Source organism: Sphingobium sp. CECT 9361, from assembly GCF_918741285.1.
In the GTDB taxonomy this organism is placed as follows: domain Bacteria; phylum Pseudomonadota; class Alphaproteobacteria; order Sphingomonadales; family Sphingomonadaceae; genus Sphingobium.
In genome coordinates this window covers 26,071-42,465 of record NZ_CAKKNC010000027.1, presented here as the reverse complement: position 1 = coordinate 42,465, position 16,395 = coordinate 26,071, and the positions used below count along the sequence as shown (strand labels likewise).

General features: G+C 55.4%; 8 protein-coding genes. 2 read left to right on the top strand and 6 right to left on the bottom strand.

The features are described from left to right. Positions 1-203: 203 nt before the first annotated feature. The 3 genes from LQ220_RS21975 to LQ220_RS21965 form a co-directional block, all read right to left on the bottom strand. Entirely contained in the window at positions 204-458 is a 255-nt protein-coding gene (locus tag LQ220_RS21975) for a hypothetical protein (RefSeq protein WP_230190244.1), read from the bottom strand. Between the two features lie 476 nt (positions 459-934). Next, positions 935-1,276 carry a response regulator gene (locus LQ220_RS21970; RefSeq protein ID WP_230190243.1) on the bottom strand — a complete coding sequence of 114 codons (342 nt, stop codon included), beginning with the start codon at positions 1,274-1,276 and terminating at the stop codon, positions 935-937. Between the two features lie 28 nt (positions 1,277-1,304). Beyond that, a complete protein-coding gene (locus LQ220_RS21965; RefSeq protein ID WP_290369079.1) occupies positions 1,305-1,667 on the bottom strand; it encodes a response regulator in 363 nt (120 codons plus the stop codon). Between the two features lie 578 nt (positions 1,668-2,245). On the opposite strand from LQ220_RS21965, the gene LQ220_RS21960 reads away from it, so the two are divergent. Further along, positions 2,246-3,127, top strand: coding sequence for an OmpA family protein (locus LQ220_RS21960; RefSeq protein WP_230190242.1), 882 nt, complete (start codon positions 2,246-2,248; stop codon positions 3,125-3,127). 472 nt (positions 3,128-3,599) lie between these two features. After that, positions 3,600-4,025, top strand: a complete 426-nt coding sequence (locus tag LQ220_RS21955; RefSeq protein ID WP_230190241.1) for a MucR family transcriptional regulator — start codon at positions 3,600-3,602, stop codon at positions 4,023-4,025. A 672-nt stretch (positions 4,026-4,697) separates the two neighbouring features. Here LQ220_RS21955 and LQ220_RS21950 read toward each other — a convergent pair. The 3 genes from LQ220_RS21950 to LQ220_RS21940 form a co-directional block, all read right to left on the bottom strand. After that, on the bottom strand, positions 4,698-5,318 hold the full coding sequence (locus tag LQ220_RS21950; RefSeq protein ID WP_230190240.1) for a type IV toxin-antitoxin system AbiEi family antitoxin domain-containing protein: 621 nt from the start codon (positions 5,316-5,318) through the stop codon (positions 4,698-4,700). Positions 5,319-6,345: 1,027 nt separating this feature from the next. After that, positions 6,346-12,600 (bottom strand): cadherin domain-containing protein, encoded by a 6,255-nt coding sequence (locus LQ220_RS21945; protein ID WP_230190239.1) that lies wholly within the window; start codon positions 12,598-12,600, stop codon positions 6,346-6,348. Positions 12,601-13,859: 1,259 nt separating this feature from the next. Further along, a complete protein-coding gene (locus LQ220_RS21940; protein WP_230190238.1) occupies positions 13,860-15,455 on the bottom strand; it encodes a calcium-binding protein in 1,596 nt (531 codons plus the stop codon). Positions 15,456-16,395 lie beyond the last annotated feature (940 nt).

Sequence of the window (16,395 nt, the reverse complement as noted above, 5' to 3'; positions counted from 1 at the left end):
AGAACCCCCATGAAAAGAGGCTTCGACGCTTGCTGGAACGGCTACGGGCTACGCCCTGCGCCGTTCCAGCAAGCGTCGATTCTCACCTTGATTGTCGCTGCATTCTCATCCTGATTGTCGCGCGGCAGTCGATATAGGCCCACGTCTAGTGTATGGCCCGAATGGAGATAAACATGCGACCAGCTGACATAGGCGGGCATTGCTCAGCGGCGAACACCCCGTAAACGGTGGCTGATATGCAAAACGCTATTCACGCCGCCATCGACCTTGTCAGTGTTCATGGCAGACGTGCACGGCAAGTTGTTGCCGATCATATTCTCGAAGCTGTCAGAAACCACGACATGCCCACAGCCAAACAATGGAACGCGGTCGGCTGCGCGGTGGACGAGCGTCTCGACAAAGCTGAGCGCCGCCGCATCGAACTTAACGACAATGAGAGAGGTAAGGAAAGCGCCCAATCAATAGGAGCCAGTCGAGGCGCAGTCAGGGGAAAGGCATAACTTTGGGGCTTATTCGCGTGCGCTAAGCGATGTAATGTTGCTTGGTCATCATTTTTATGACGTTTTAAAGCGAAGCACCGATTGTCGTTTCGAACGTATCGTATGTTGCTGGGGCGATCTGAAATATTTCGAACCCATTTAGGAAACGCGTTGCTAGGCTATCAGCGCGCACTTTCGTTTTTTCCTCTCCTGGATAACTGCATGTTCGAAGGAACGCTACGCGATCGCAAAAGATAGTGAGACAGCAAAGATTTACACATAAGTAGCTCGGACTGCGCGTTGGGCAGCATCTGCTTGAAAGCTAGCTCTATGGGCAAACGAGCCTAGTGGGGAACGCTGCGCGAGCATGGCCGTAGCGAACTAGGCCGATTTGAGGAATTCGGCCGCAATTGATCGATCACGATCCAAGTTGTAGCGCCTGAATAGCGAAGCTTTCAGCGCATGGCAGCTGCCACTGCAGCCTTGAACTGATCAATCGAAAAAGGTTTAGATATAGTGATCGCTTCGGGCTCAAGTGCAAGTACGCGCTCGGGTTCTGCCGATGCAAATACGACTGGAACGCTCCGCGTCTGCCGTATTGCCGTCACCGCACCAAGTCCTGTACCTTCCACAAGTTTGTCATCAGCGATAATCAGATCAGGTATATTTCGAAGCGCTGCTGCCACCGCATCGGCATGACCGTCGGCAATATCGAATGAAAGGAATCCCAATTCCTTCAGGCAATCTTCGATGAGGGCAGCGACGAGCTTGTGATCTTCAATGATTAAAGCGTGCAAGGCTCGGTTCACTCCGTCGTTTAATGGCCTACCAAGTCGTAGTCGGGGAAACCTTATGAATAAGCGAAGCAAGTTGCTCCAATGTGAATGGCTTAGCCAGGAAATTATAGGCTTTGGCATTGGCACTATGTCGCCCAGCGGTGTACCCCGATATCACAATGATCTTGGCATCGGGCATCCGGGACTTATAACGATGTGCCAGCTCGATCCCATCGATTTGCCCTGGCATGCGCACATCGGTTATCAGGAGCTCAAAATCATGTCCGCCTTGGATCAAGCTCCAAGCCTCGTCACCGGTTTTCGTCGCAACCACGTCCATTCCAAATTCCTTTAGCGAGGAGACAATCATCGATCGAACAAGAGGTTCGTCCTCAGCTAACAGTGTTCTCAAGATCAGGCCTTTCGTTAACTTGTTGAAACAGTCTGCATTTTGTCAAAGCCAAGTCAACAGTTGGTCGCCAATAACTTTCGTTTCGTCTCCATCTTGGTCGCGCAATTGGGCAAGACCGGGTGCTGGCAGATCATTGGCCGAGCAGCCAATGCGATCTCCCGACACCAACGGCTCGCCTCAGTGATTGCAGGGTACATGCCATCCATGCCAGCCAAGACCCGACAATCGCGATAATCAGGCCATTGGCACCATCATTCCGCACGCAAACGCCTGGCCCTTTTGAGCGTCGGCGCAGGCCATAAGGGCGGTCCTTCCATGGACATACCCAATAGATGCTGGCCAACATAGCGCAGCAGCAGGAGAGCGGCCTGGGGCGTTCATCTGGAGGAAAGCATTGGTACAACAGGTACGTTGCAAATGGCGAACCAGTTCACCTACACTGGTCAAAGTGCGGTGAGTATAGATGGTAGGCGTTACAGCATAAAATCTTCCGCCCGAAGTACACTAGAAGGTCTAATTTATGGGGTAGGCCCGGACGGCAAATTGCCTTTAGATGTTGAATTATAAGGATAAATACAATGGATGGCGTTTCTCGAAAGCTAACGGTTCTGTTGCTTAGTGCTTTGCTTCCAACATTGGCCGCAACGAGCGCTCTTGCCCAAGACCAGGAAATATCCGAAGGCCCCCTTTCCGTGACCGTCTCCGATACGACACCGCCGGAACCGGCTGCCACATCAAAAGGGCCCGAGCTTAAGGGCATTATTTCAGCCAGAAGCGGCGACAGGGTGCAGGTAACAACAGACGACGGCGTAAAGACCGCTGTTACTATCAACGACGGGACCCGGATCATTGCCAGCAAGGGTATTTTTGGCCTTGATCATAGCAAGTTGACAGCAACGTCTCTGCTTAATGGCTTGCCCGTGATCGTCACGACACTGCAAGCGGCTGGAGGTCTGGTGGCGAGCCAGATCAAAGTTCAGAACAAAGACCTCAAGACCGCCCGGATGATACACACTGGAACGCACCAGCGTTTCGCTGAGCAGTCTGCCGCCACGGATGCGTTGCGCGACCGCATGGCCGATATCGACAAATATAATGTCAAAAGTACGACGAATATATACTTCGAAACAGGCCGAGCGGCGTTGGCCTCAAAAGCCAAGGAAGACCTATGTGCTACCGCGGCAAAAGCCGAAGACATGGACAATGCTCTCCTGCTTGTCGTGGGGTATACCGATTCCACGGGCAGCGAAGACCTCAACCAGCTGCTGAGCGAGAAGCGAGCCGCCCGCGTGGTCAATTACCTTCAGCAGGCCTGCCACTGGAAACCCTATCGTATGCTTACACCTACAGGAATGTCGGAAGCAGATCCGCTGGCGGACAATGACACAGCTCAGGGCAAGGCACAGAACCGCCGTGTTTCGGTGAACATTCTTGTGAGCAAGGGCCTCGACGGTTTGTAAGGCATGGAGAGGAAATGCAGTATTCCGGTGGCTAACGCCACACGGCGCCATTCGGTATAACCGCAGCTTATCACCGTAAATCACCGGGCAACGGATCGTTCAGGGAACCGCGCGTGTGCCCTGCCGGGGCATGCGCGAGGTTAAACTGGACAGTCCTCCGCAACGGGGCCGAAGCCCGGGCCCTGACGGCAATGCTATCCCAACAGCTTGCGCGTCACAGGCGTCAACCGATAACTGTCCTGCACCTGCTAGAGGCTGCGCGTACAGTTATCACTGTCTCGTGACGTCGCCATCCTGCTAATGCTGTCATCGAATGTGTCCTAAACTGACTATCGCCTTGTGCAGCGTCTTTTCCGCCCGCACCTGTTACAAAAGATGAGGCCTGACGCCGTTCTTTTGCTAGCAGCCAAGTCTTGGTTAAGATGACTGCCTTCTACATATTAACTGTCGTAATGAAATTTCGGAGTAGCCTATGGTCCGCAGCACACCAATTCTGCTGAAGTCTACCGTGGAAATGACCTGCACATATCTCAGGCATCACCCCGTCGCAGTGCACGAGATTGGCCACGTTATTGCCCTTGTTGCGCAGGCAATTGCCGATGAACCGACGACCTGTACGCCGCCGCCTGCAAGTGGTGGTGGAGCAGTAACGATAGAGGACAGCCTCGCCTCGCCGGATCATATTCTCAGCATGATCGACGGCAAGCCCTACAAGATGTTGAAGTCGCACATCGTAAGGCAGGGCATGACACCATTAGAATATTGCAGAAAATTTGGGCTTCCTGCAGATTACCCGATGGTGGCAGCGAACTATTCCGCCCAGCGACGGGCGATGATCAAGGAAAGCGGATTGGGCACGACCGGATTGAGATGGGCAAAGAACCCTGAGGACAGGTGAGACAATGAGGCCGTTTGCGTACGCACCGGGATAGCCAGTGGCCAACTGGCTCCATACCTGCCTGAAATATAGTAAATACGTTAGTGGATATCCATATTTTTGCGCTTTGGCGGTACATTTTGTACAAAGAGTTTCCGGATCGCTTGATCTTACCTAGGCCAAAGGCAACTGTACCACGTCGGACATTTCACGAGGCAAATCATAACAGTTGCACTCGGTATCTGGTTATTTCACCGGCGAGTTTCCAATTGACACGAGAGGGAATCCACCTCACATTCCTGTCTTGATCTCATAGTTATTGGGAACATGATCGCAATATGATCGTGGCCTTCGTCCGCAAAACCTGGCACGATCATATTGCGTATTCTTTCGGCAATAGTGTTTGCAAAGCCATGACTTCGAGATTGTGAAGCCATGCTTACATGCTGATCAGGCACCCTCCATCCGCAAACGCGCTTGTCGAAGCTGTGTATGTTTTGCCCCATGACGCCGTTGCGTGAGGATGGTGCGCCAGCCTGTAGGCTGCGCCATCGACCTTCTGCAATAGACAATATAACGCAAACTACTTGCGGCTTGCCACATAGCTGAAGACGCAGGGCGCCGGCGGGATTGCCCGGATGCCATATGCAACACGCGCCCGACATACGGCTGTGAAGTCCAGCGCGGTGCATCCTAGTCTCGTCCGTTGTTCGTTGATGCTTTGGTAAATCGCTCGATGGGCACGAACACACCTCCGTATCCGATACGGAGGCTTACAATATTCTCGATGAAAATGATTCTGTTATGATCAACCGACCTTGATGCTGCGCCGGGTTCGCTAGGCATCAACGCTGGCTCAACAACGTTCTTGCCTAACCGACATAAAGCTTCGACGGCGAGCTTTTCCAGCGCGACTTGAGGCATAGGAACGCCCGTTTTCGGGTCTATTGACGCTCTGGCGTAAAGTCCCTTTCCGATGCGTACAATTTTCCCGCAAAGGACCAGTTTGCGAAGGGCCACACCCACCGCAGGGTCGTTGCCCAAATCCCTGAAGTCTTTTCGCAGAAATACGTTTTGGCTGCTTTGCAAAATGCGCTGCTCCAGGACATCTATTAAGACCTTTGCAGACTTCGGAACATAATGGCTGTCTGGACGCATGAACTGCCCCCTTCCTGTCCGAACCAATCTCCCTTCTCGCACCAATTGACCAAGAGCGCGGGACAGTGAGTCGGAGTCAGAATAGCGTGACAACGTCCGGCGGTGGATCGGCTCACCGATAGCAAAAAGATCGAAGAGTGTGGACTTGAGGGACATGTTGGTCTGCCTAACGGGTGTTGCCGAAAGCTCAAACGCGCATAAGCCTTCAAGCATCTGCTGTAGATCGATAGATTCTGTAGGCTGTTCGCTTGGTGACGCTTCCCCGTAACGGCCCCTTAGGCTATCTCGGACTGTATGTGACTGCGCAATGAAACAAAACCCTTCCCCTAAGGCAATCGATTTAGCAAAGTCGGGTCGGGTATGGTCCAATCGAATTTGACTGAACTGACCGATAAGAGGCCCTGTCAGCACTATATTCCGTCTCGGCTTTTGCATTGACGGGCAGGCGCGCGAACGCTCGGGGTCGGTCTTCAACTCGCATCGGAAAGCTACCATATTTGCCTCTGTTTCCTAGCTTCGCAGCGTAAGGAAACATGCCCGAACCGCCCGACTGGGCGTATTTTTATGATGTGCTTTGAACAAGGCCTGCTGTCAGCTGCGTCCGATTGCAGCGTTGAGACTGGCTCTAAGCTGTTCAGCCTGGCTTGCAGTGCGACATAGAGCCGTTGTGCTCCCATCGCGATTGGTTGCGACGCATGTCAGTTCGATCGCATGCAACCATGCATGGGACTCCACTTCCGCAATGGGATGCGGCAAGGTAATTTGCAATGCAAAGCCTCCCCGTTGCGCTTCAAGGCCCCTCTTATCCATTCATATACATCCTTTGCCGATCCTAGCTCTTAAGACGGTACAAAATGGGTTCCCACGCGCTCTAGTTTTGATTTCTTATGTATCTCAATATGCAAGACCGCCTCCAGGCAGTTGCATCCGCGATTGTTTCTTAGAGCGTTACTGGGGGCCCATCAAAAGGATGACACTGCGCTACCCGAACTGGCTCCCGACGAGCACGTGCCGCAACCTGAGAGGCGTATTTTCCCAAGCGCAGCAAGGCTCCACATGTGCTGAGCTGCCTCTTCCCGTCAATCGCGAAAAGCTGCGACCGCGCACTACACATCCAGCCACAAGTGGCGCGAATCCCGAGCCTAGCCCTTTACTAGGACCAGGCATTATTCTCACCGCTTCATCAGGCAAATATAACATCCTGCAGACCGAGCGTCGTCACACCGACCAGCTGGATTGTCTCGACAACGCCGCCAAAGGCGGCACCGGCATGGATTTCGTAGAAGTCGGATCCGCCCACATTCGTGAAGAATGCGTCAGTGCCATAGCCCACGAGCTTTAAAACGTCGCCACCCGCAACCCCGGCCCCGGTAAAGTCGGTCACCTTGTCGCCTGTTGCCTCACCACGCTGGAATTCGAAAATATCATTTCCTCCCCCTCCGGTGAGGGTATCCATGCCCCCTCTGCCATCGAGCAGATTGATTCCGGCATTGCCTTGAATGACGTTGGCCAGCGCATTGCCTGTGCCGTTGATTGCCTTGCTGGTCGTAAGCTGAAGGTTTTCGACATTGTCACTGAGCGTGTATGACGTTTGGGACAAGACCCTGTCGATCCCCTGATCAGCCAGTTCAACGACAACGTCGCCGCTGCTCTCGACAATATATGTGTCGCTGCCCAGGCCGCCACGCATGACGTCAAGCCCGCCCAGCCCATCTAATCGGTCGGCGCCGCTTGATCCGGTCAGTACATTGTCCGTTGCATTACCGGTTCCCGTGAACGCCTTTGTGCCCGTGTAGATGAGATTTTCCAAGTTCGACGCCAGGGTAAAGCTTGCAAGGGTCGTCGACACCGTGTCGGTACCGCCTGCACTGCCTTCAAAGACAGTATCGCCACTGCTGTCGACGAAATAGAGGTCATCCCCTGCGCCACCCGTCATGCTGTCATCCCCGGTGCCGCCGTCAAGGACATCGACCGCAGAACCTCCGGTCAACTGGTCAGCTCCAGCCCCTCCCGATAGCTTTAGAGCAGCGCCAGCAAGGGCTCCGTTGAGACTGTCAGCCTCAGCGGTGCCATTAATGGTTACTTCCCCCAGACCCAGAGCTGTACCGCTCAGATCCGCTGTAATCGTAACCGATGATCCCGCCACATTGAGATATTCTACATTGACCGCGGAAAATTCAGCCAGGTTGTCATTGCTGAGGTCGATGGTAAAGGCGGCTCCATCGGTTCCTATCGACACGGAGGGAGCGACCACATCAAGGCTATCCATTCCGCTCATTCCGTCGATACGGTCGAAGGTCAGGGCAGAATTGTAGGTGAAGTGATCGTCCGCAGCGGAAAGACCCATTGTATCGGCAGCTTTGACGTCCGTGACATCGATCACAAAGTTTCTTTGAAGCGAATGTCCCACGCTGTCGCGCACTCTTACCGTTACAGTATGCGCAGCGGCATTCTCAAAGTCTAAGGCTCCAATGACGACAAGCTGATTGTCCACGATGCCAAATCTTCCCCCCGCGTCGTTCAACAAGGAATAGGTTTGGCTATCTCCATCGTCCGGATCGACGGCGCTGAGCGTACCCACGATCGTACCCGAGAGCGAATTCTCCGCAACGGACTGCGCCGAAAGCGTGAGCGATGTGGGCGCACTATTGGGCGAGCTTTCATCGATATCGCTCACCGTTACACTGATCGCCTGTTCAGACGCGTTAAGCCCATCAAAAGCTACGATCGTCAGAGTGTAGACATTGCCATGGGGGGACTCAAAATCAGGCGGCGCAATAAACGCCAGCGTGTTCGCACCGTTAAGCTGAAAATACGAGCCGTCGCCGCTATCGGGCTTGATGGACAGCGTGATGGCTGTGCCGGACTGGTCAGCATCCGTCGCGAGAATGTCTCCGACCACCAACTCCGACTCATCCACAAGATAGTCCTGGGGCGAAACAAATACGGGTGCGTTATCATTGAGATCGGTGATATCGATCGCAAAAGCGCGCTGCAATTCGCTTCCGCCGGAGTCCGTTACTGCAATCACTATGGTATAGCTGCTCCCTGCCTCATAGTCGAAGGCACCGGTCGCCAGCAAGGCCCCCCCCGACAGCACAAACCGCCCCTGCGCATCATTGAGCAGCGTATAGGTAAAAGTCTCCCCCGCGTCGGGATCTGCAACCGAAATTGTGCCAATCACATCATTGGCGGCACCATTTTCAGCGATGATGTGATTCGAGAGCGACATATCGGTAGGGGCAAAATTAGGCGGCGGGGCAAACACATAGTCGCCTGCCGTCAGGTGGGTAACGCCAACGATCTGAATTGTTTCCTCGGCATTGTTAAAGGCTGCGCCAGCGTGAATGATATAGCTATCGGTCGTGCCTACTTGTGTAAGCGAAGCATCCGCGCCGTACCCTACGAACTTGAGCGTATCGCCGCCCGCTACCCCAGCGCCGGCAAAATCCGTGACCTTGTCTCCTGACGCCTCGGCACGTTGGAACTGGAACACATCATTTCCTGCTCCCCCGGTCAGAATGTCGCTACCGCCACGGCCGTCCAGTATGTTGATGCCGGCATTACCGATCAACGTATTTCCGATTGCATTGCCTGATCCGTTAAGCGCCTTGCTGGTCGTCAACTGCAGGGTTTCGATATAGTCGGACAGGACGAAGCTGACTTGTGAGAGCACACGATCCGTCCCCTGATTGGCAAGCTCAATGACCGAGTCAGCACTATTGTCGACGACATAGGTATCGTTGCCTGCCCCTCCCCGCAGCATATCTGCGCCGGCAAGACCATCGAGGCGGTCTGCGCCACGCGACCCGATCATCAAATTGGCAAGACTATTGCCCGTCCCGTTGAAATTTCCGGTTCCGGTGTAGATCAGATTCTCGACATTTGTGCCCAGCACATAGGTTCCAGTAACCGTTCTAACGGTGTCGAGGCCAGCGTTTGCCGCTTCAATGACCTGATCGCCAGCAGAGTCGACCAGATAATAATCGTCCCCCTGCCCACCGGTCATCTGATCTGCGCCGGTACCGCCATTGAGAAGGTCGTCGCCATCCAGCCCAATGAGGATGTCATCGCCACCTTTGCCTTCCATGCCATCGTCGCCCGGGGTCCCCTCGAGCGTCTCCCCGGCATCGGTGCCTATGATCGAAGCTAAAGGACCGGTTTGCTGGATGAGCCGAAGCGGCTCGCTTACCGCACTGATGGCTATGCCTTGGGCATTGACCTCAGCAACGGCCATGACCAGCACCTGATCGACTGAGAGGCTACCGGATATAACCCCTTCCCCCGCCCCATCCAGGGTGACGGTTTCATACACAACATCGGTTGCAGCGTTACCCTCATAGGGATCCTCAAACGGTACGCTAAGCTGGGCTACCGTCATCATTTGCACGCGCACCGTAGCGCCAGGTGTCCCATGGACGATGACTGAAGGATCGCCTGCGGGAAAGGAGACATTGCCGGAGGATTGGCCCTGCAAGCTCAGCGTGGGGGCTGCGCGAAGATTGCTCACCCCCCGCGCATCGGCTTGAGCGATGCCGGAACCAAAAAGTTCAGCTTCCGTCGTCGATCCATCGTCGAACACAAAGGTGACCCGGGACCCCGCCAGTTCGGCGCCCGAAACACCGCCTGCCGGCACGGTCTTGCCATAGCCCAGCATGGACATTGGATCGATATCGAGCGAGAAGTTCACCGTTTCGCCAGGGTTAAACCCATTGAAGTCGATGGAAATCTGCTTGTATCCCGTTGCAGCGCTTCCTAGCTGATAGGTAGCGTTCGCCGCGAACGATCCCACCGCACTATTGATCTGAAATGCTTTGCCGTTATTGCCACCGGCGGCGTTTGGATCGAAGAACGCACCGTCGGGCAGAATGGCGTCTTCGATGTTGATGATGACCTTCTTGAGATCCTTGCTCGACGTGATCAGATTGCTGATCTGAACCGTGTTTGGTTGATAGGTACTGACGTCAATATCCGCATTGGGTGTAAAGTGGAGTTCCGCTGCGCCCACATCGCCGTCCGGCTTGGGTGTGCTCGTGATAGTGATGTTGTTCCAGGTCGCGGAGAAAGGATCTCCAGGTCCATCGGAGGTCCCTATAATACCAACGGCAAGCCCCGAGGGCAGCGGCCCATTGGCAAAGCTATTGACGACATAGTTGCCGCGCAGAGCCGCCAGCATGTCGTCTGTGGCAACGATCGTTGTACCTTGTCCGGTGACAATGGTGCCGGGTACACCAGGCCCGCTTCCACGGGTAATCGTCCAGCTCGGCGTGACTGTCCCGGCGACAGGATCGACGGTCAAATCGAGAACGATCGAGTCCGACGCTGTAACGGCATGCTCGCTGCCACCGAAGATCGGCGCAAGCATCGTCTGGTGACTGATAATCTCGTCGCCACTTTCGAATATAAAATCGATGACGGGGGAATTGGCTACACCCTCTACCGTCGCGGACCCCGCCACCAATCGGACATAGTTTGATTGGTCGCCCGTCCCGATATAGAAGCCAACGCTTTGATTGTCGGTAGGAACCGCCAGATCGAAGGGATTATTGACCTTCGTCGATATCGTGTACGAGCCGACATCTGAACCGATGTCGATCCCGAACTGATAGGCGTCCCGCTGATTGTTGCCAAGTGGTGTACCGTCAGTGATATCCTGAACAAGCACCCCTGCAGCAGCGCCGCCCATGATGGTCTTGTTGGCGTCATACTGATCCAAATAGGACTGCGTCCCGTTGGTCATTATTCCGGTAAATCCAAGATTGCCTAACCCACTGGGTCCAGGATGCGGTTCGTTCTGGCTGAAGGTCCACGATAATGTCGAGCCCCCCGTCAGTACGACAGATTGTCCATTGGTCGCATCGACGGCGAACGGATCAATAAAATTGTTCAATCCATCATTATCGGTATCGTTCGAATTGCCTGACGTCTCCCCGTTGCTTGGCGTTAATATGGTGATGCCGCCGCCATAGCTGGCGACCCAGATCGTCCCTGCAAAAGGTCCCGTTTCGGGCGCCGCGTGGACGTCGAGCGCATTACCGCCGCCCACCAGACCGCCCGGCGTCAGGTTCGAGACGCCCAGCACGGTTTTGCCGTCGGCAGCAAGATCGATACGATAAATGCTATCGTCATTGAGCGATGCGGCGACAAGATCTCCTTGCATTTCCCCGTCGAAGGCCGTGGCACGATAATCATCGATGCCGTTGACGGATCCAGAGAAGGCAGCGATGTCGCCCCGCAGATTTAGCGGGGTATGAAGATCGGCTGGCAAGAGATCCGCACGATTGGATCCCGGCGGCAGATAATAGCCCGAGACGGGATTGATCATCGATGCCGGTACCGGTGGCCAATCGCTTGGCAAGGCCAAGGGACTACCGTCCGGCGCGTACAGGCCGGCGCCAGAAGGATTGGCGGTAATGGGCGTCGGATGCCCGCCATAATAGCCTTCTTCGATCAGGTGCAGCGGCGCCTTGTTGATCGACCCGCTCCCGTCGTTGACCATGTTCGTGGGATAAGGCGTCGGCGTGGCGCCAAGCGATCCGTCGGGCTGAATGTACTGCGGAGGACCACCCCAGCCGGGATTTCCGCCATTGTCGATGCCATATATCTGGCCATTGGCGTTGACGGCGATATCATAAAGATTGCGAAAGCCTGTTGCGTACAGTTGGACGGGACTGTCAGGGGTCAAGCGGGCCTGATTTAAGCCATTGTTGCCGCCAAACACTTCCGGCTGCCCTGTCGCGACGACATCGCCAGGTGCAGATCGGGTCGGATCGTCGACCGTAGGCAAGACATATTTATACGTCTGCCCCAGATAAGTCTTGCTGGGGAGCGCATCGATCGCGGCCACGTCGATGTCGACAATCGACGCGCCATAGGCATAATCGGACAGATAGCCGAACTCTTGCGATGGTGCCCCTGCATTGGTCTGACCGCCAACGGTGAGCAGAATATGCCCGTTCTTGGCGTTGATCTGCATGCCGTTCACAGCATGATTTTCTTCGCTCCGCGGCAGGCCATACACAAGGTCAACCTTGGTCCAGGCGCCGGTGGCATCCTTGGTCAGTCGGGACAAGGTCCCTGAATTTGTGTCGAGACCCGTATCGCCCTTATTTGTTCCGCCGCCGATTCGTGGATCGCTCGAACTGACATAGATAATGGGGTTGTCCGCTGTTCCTGCGACCAGAATACCGGTGACCTGCCGGGTATTGATAGTAGGGTTGTAGGTTCCATCATCATTATGATTGGGAATGAACCTGACAAGGCTGATGGTTTCCTTTGCGGTAGCGACATAGCCGCCACTCGAGTCCTGTGTAACCGTCACAGCCACTACAACGCCATTGTCCTGCGAGATATACAGGCGCCCATCGGGCCCGAACTGAAGGGATGACGGATTCGAAATCGAAAGGCCGGACAAGCTCGCTTGCGCAAAGGCTACCATTAGTGTCTCCCTACAAATCCATACGCAGCCTTTGCCGCAGAACGAGCGCGCATTCCCCACCCGTTTTTACGCGCCATGAGGCTTTCGCCCGCCTGCGCGACGAGCGTTACCCAAGTTCAAACGGCGACGTTGATTTAGTCCGATTCGGACAGTTGATTAAGAATCTGTTAATGCAACCAGACTGCCACTGTCAATATGAGTCCAGTCTAGATTCCATCTTTATTCAAAACGTTAAGTATAAATATGGGCAGGCAATATGAGCTACAACTTGCCGCCAAAAATACGCATTGCACCGATCCTTGTTTTTCAACAGCTTGCGGAGGCCCCTCGATCTCAGCCGGACCCAGGATCTATTTTCCCGCCAGAATAGATTTGCGACAAAAATAAGAAGAAATCCCGAAATGAAACATATTTCGAAAAGATCTTAATCCAGTTGCTAACCAGATATGGCTAATGATTTTCAAAGTGACCGGGTCATTCTCAAACTATAAATGTTATGTCACCCTGCATTGATGCGTTTCTCTCGCTCAAGATGGCAGCTGTTCCAAGATGCGTGCCGCAGACGGTCCAAGCAATCTGCGGGCGTCGCAGCCAAAGGCAAAAAATGCGGTGCCAAAGGGCACGCGCAGGATGTCAGCCGCAATCCGGCTTGAGACATAGAGTGCAGGCCCGATCTGCCCCCGCGGTCGGACCTGTCCGTGCACATCTTCACTGCCACGCGGCACGCATGAGCAATTGCGAGCGGCGACGGCAGCGCGTCGTCCAGCAAGCTCGGGCGAGCGCCGCGTATCGAAGGCTGGCCCTGCCTCCTCAAGCCAGTGCAGCGAAGAGTACGCCTACCGCCTGTTGAGGCAGCCCGGACATAGGAAATGCCCTTTCAGCGCAAAGCCCATAAGCGCATCTATCGACTACCGCCTGCCCTGCCCGCCCGACCATTCTGCTAAGGACAGCCTTTAAGGGGCGAGGACTCCCTGCGAGGCTGCGCTGCGCATTTCGACAGCCGAAAAGCGCGACGCTATCCCCAGCCAACAGCCCAGGCTGCTGTGCCGCACTATCGGACCCTTTGCACGCCCCCGCCGCTCGCCTGCGCATTGCACGCGAAACGCCCCGCAGAAACATCGGGTTGCGCCTCGCCGCTGGCCATGCGTGCGAAATCTCGACCAGTACTGCGGCCGGGCTGCTGGCGTTTCAAGGCACGTGCCTCAGGGGCTGAGGTGCCTTGTCGTGCCAGCCGCATTTCACGTTATCGGCGTAGGCGATCAGGCGAAAATAAAATCGCCTGCCTGCAGGGCAGAGACGCCAGTCAGCTGTACGGCGAAATCGGAATAATCAAAGCCATCTCCGTCGGTGTCTGCATAGACGATCAAGCCGCTCCCAACGGTCTTGAAGCTGATTTGCGTCGCATAATCGGTTATATCGAGCGCGGTAAGATCAAGCTTGTCGACCCCTGCCGTAAAATCGGTGATGAGGTCGCGGACGCTTCCACCGGCCTTGCTGTCGTCCGCGCCGAAGACAAATCGGTCGGTACCGGCGCCGCCAGTCATGATGTCCTTGCCAGCCCCTCCATAAATCACGTCATTCCCATCATCGCCCGTGATCGTGTCGGTCCCCGCATCACCGCGCAAGATGTCATTGCCTGCGCCACCGGATAGGCTGTCGTCGTCGGCGCCGCCATTGACACGGTCATTACCATCCTCCCCCAGGAGACGATCCATTCCATCGCCGCCGGCGATAAGATCGTCACCCGCCCCCCCATATGCAAAATCATTTCCCGTGCTTCCCGACATCGTGTCGTCGCCGTCCCCGCCGTCCAGCTCGTCGTTGCCCGAACCGCCATACAACCGGTCGTCATTGCCATTGCCGACCAGAAGATCGTCGCCTGAGTTGCCTGACATTATGTCGTTGCCCATGCCGCCGAAGACGAAATCGCCACCGCCGCCGCCGTTAAGGACATCGCTTCCTGCGCCGCCGTAGAAGAATTCCGCCGCGGCAGTGCCTGAAGCCACTTCATCAACGGACTGTGTGGGATTGCCATCAAGTACCAGTGCAAGAAAATCATCCGGCGTCAGCGTGGCTTCATATACCCAGTCAGCGATACCATCTCCGTCCTCGTCTATATGGGCACCTTCCGGCGAGAGAATAAACTCGCCTGGCGTACCGGAAAACGCCGTTACCAGACGCTGGCCGTCGAGTACGATCTTGTCACCGTCATTGGCAAAATTGAGGTCGGGATACAGTCCGAACCATACATCGCGGCCCGCACCGCCATCGCTATAGGCGCTCCGCATGATGTCATTGCCCGCGCCGCCGTAAGCATAATAGCCACCGCGCAAATAGTCCGATCCGTCACCGCCGTCCTGCACTTCGCCGCCATACCAGATGTCGTCGCCCGCGCCGCCAGATCCGCCATTGGCTTCGATGATGTCTGAGCCAGCACCGCCGTCCGCACTGCCGCCATACAATATGTCATTGCCGTCGCCACCATCGGCGCTGCCAAAATAGCCCAGGCTGATGACGTCATCGCCATCCCCACCATAAGCGCTGCCAAAATCGCTCTTGAAGGAAATGGAGTCATTTCCTGCGCCGCCATAGGCCGTGCTGTCGTCGCCATATTCGACCACGATCCCGTCATTGCCATCGCCACCATGAAATAGGCCGGACTGAATATACCCATCTACGCGAATGACGTCGTTCCCCGCACCGCCGTCGACGGCCACATTCGCATAAAAAGGCTGTGGGTCGTCGTCGAAAAATCCGGTAAGTTCGACACGGTCATTGCCCCCCAGAGCATTGATCGAAACGTCTGAAACAAGCTTGAGCTGAAGAATATCATCGCCATTGGTGAGATCAGTCATTGTCTGCTCCATTGCTGCCAGGCGCACCGAATAGCACAATGAACGAGCCGAGCTATTTACAGCCTGCCATGGTTACGCGTCTTCTGCCTGAAGACGATTGCCAGACGATATCGTATCGCGGCGCAGTGTCAAACGGTCCCCCTGGCTTTCGTTTTTTGATGTAGGGACCGGTGCCCAAAAGTGGGACAGCCATCACAGTCTAGCGGGATCGAACCATCAATACTAACGGTACTAGGCTCTATGCTCCATAAAGGACCATGACGTCGCGGCACAGTTAGGAAGATAGTCTTGTGCGTGCGCGGGCGATTGCGTCATGATCTTGGGACGGAGCGGATGACATTGCCTATGCAGCTGATGGGCAGAGTGCCGCAGACTATGGCATTGAGGCGGGCTTCCGGTTCGGCAGCAGAGCCTCAACAATGACTGCACTCATCGGAGGCTCTGCACCCACCCGGCAGACCCAATGAACCCGGCGCAGTAGCGTTTGCAACAAAAAAAAGCCAACCACCGGGCCGAGGACAAACGCTGAACACGCCTTTAGGGTGCGGCAGGGGTTCAACGCTTCGCCACGTGGCGGCTGCCAATGACCCGGTCCCTGGGGATGAAGCGGCAAAGGGAGAAGGTCCAGCATAGCCGGCATTGGCATCCCCTCGCGCGGGTCAGGGCGGCTCCAGCCGCGCCCGATAGAAGCCGGGGTCGACCCTGGGCGCTATCAAAAACCTCTATCAGCGGCAGCAGAGCCTCAACGAAAAATGCTACAAACTCGAAGGCTCTGCGTCCGCCTTTTTGGGCTGCTACGTCACGGGGTGCGTGATCGCAAACGATTTATCGCACTTGCGTCGACCATGTCGACAGCGCGCCCTTAAATGATGACCCTGCGTCAAGATGAGAGGTTTGGCAAACGTGGAACGAACGCCACGCCCGGTAAAGCCCCGCCTGC

What these genes read in the sequence shown, in the direction of transcription:
- LQ220_RS21945 (WP_230190239.1), bottom strand. Translation starts at nt 12,600, where the DNA reads ATGGTAGCCTTTGCGCAAGCGAGCTTGTCCGGCCTTTCGATTTCGAAT.
- LQ220_RS21955 (WP_230190241.1), top strand. Translation starts at nt 3,600, where the DNA reads ATGGTCCGCAGCACACCAATTCTGCTGAAGTCTACCGTGGAAATGACC.
- LQ220_RS21940 (WP_230190238.1), bottom strand. Translation starts at nt 15,455, where the DNA reads ATGACTGATCTCACCAATGGCGATGATATTCTTCAGCTCAAGCTTGTT.
- LQ220_RS21950 (WP_230190240.1), bottom strand. Translation starts at nt 5,318, where the DNA reads ATGTCCCTCAAGTCCACACTCTTCGATCTTTTTGCTATCGGTGAGCCG.
- LQ220_RS21960 (WP_230190242.1), top strand. Translation starts at nt 2,246, where the DNA reads ATGGATGGCGTTTCTCGAAAGCTAACGGTTCTGTTGCTTAGTGCTTTG.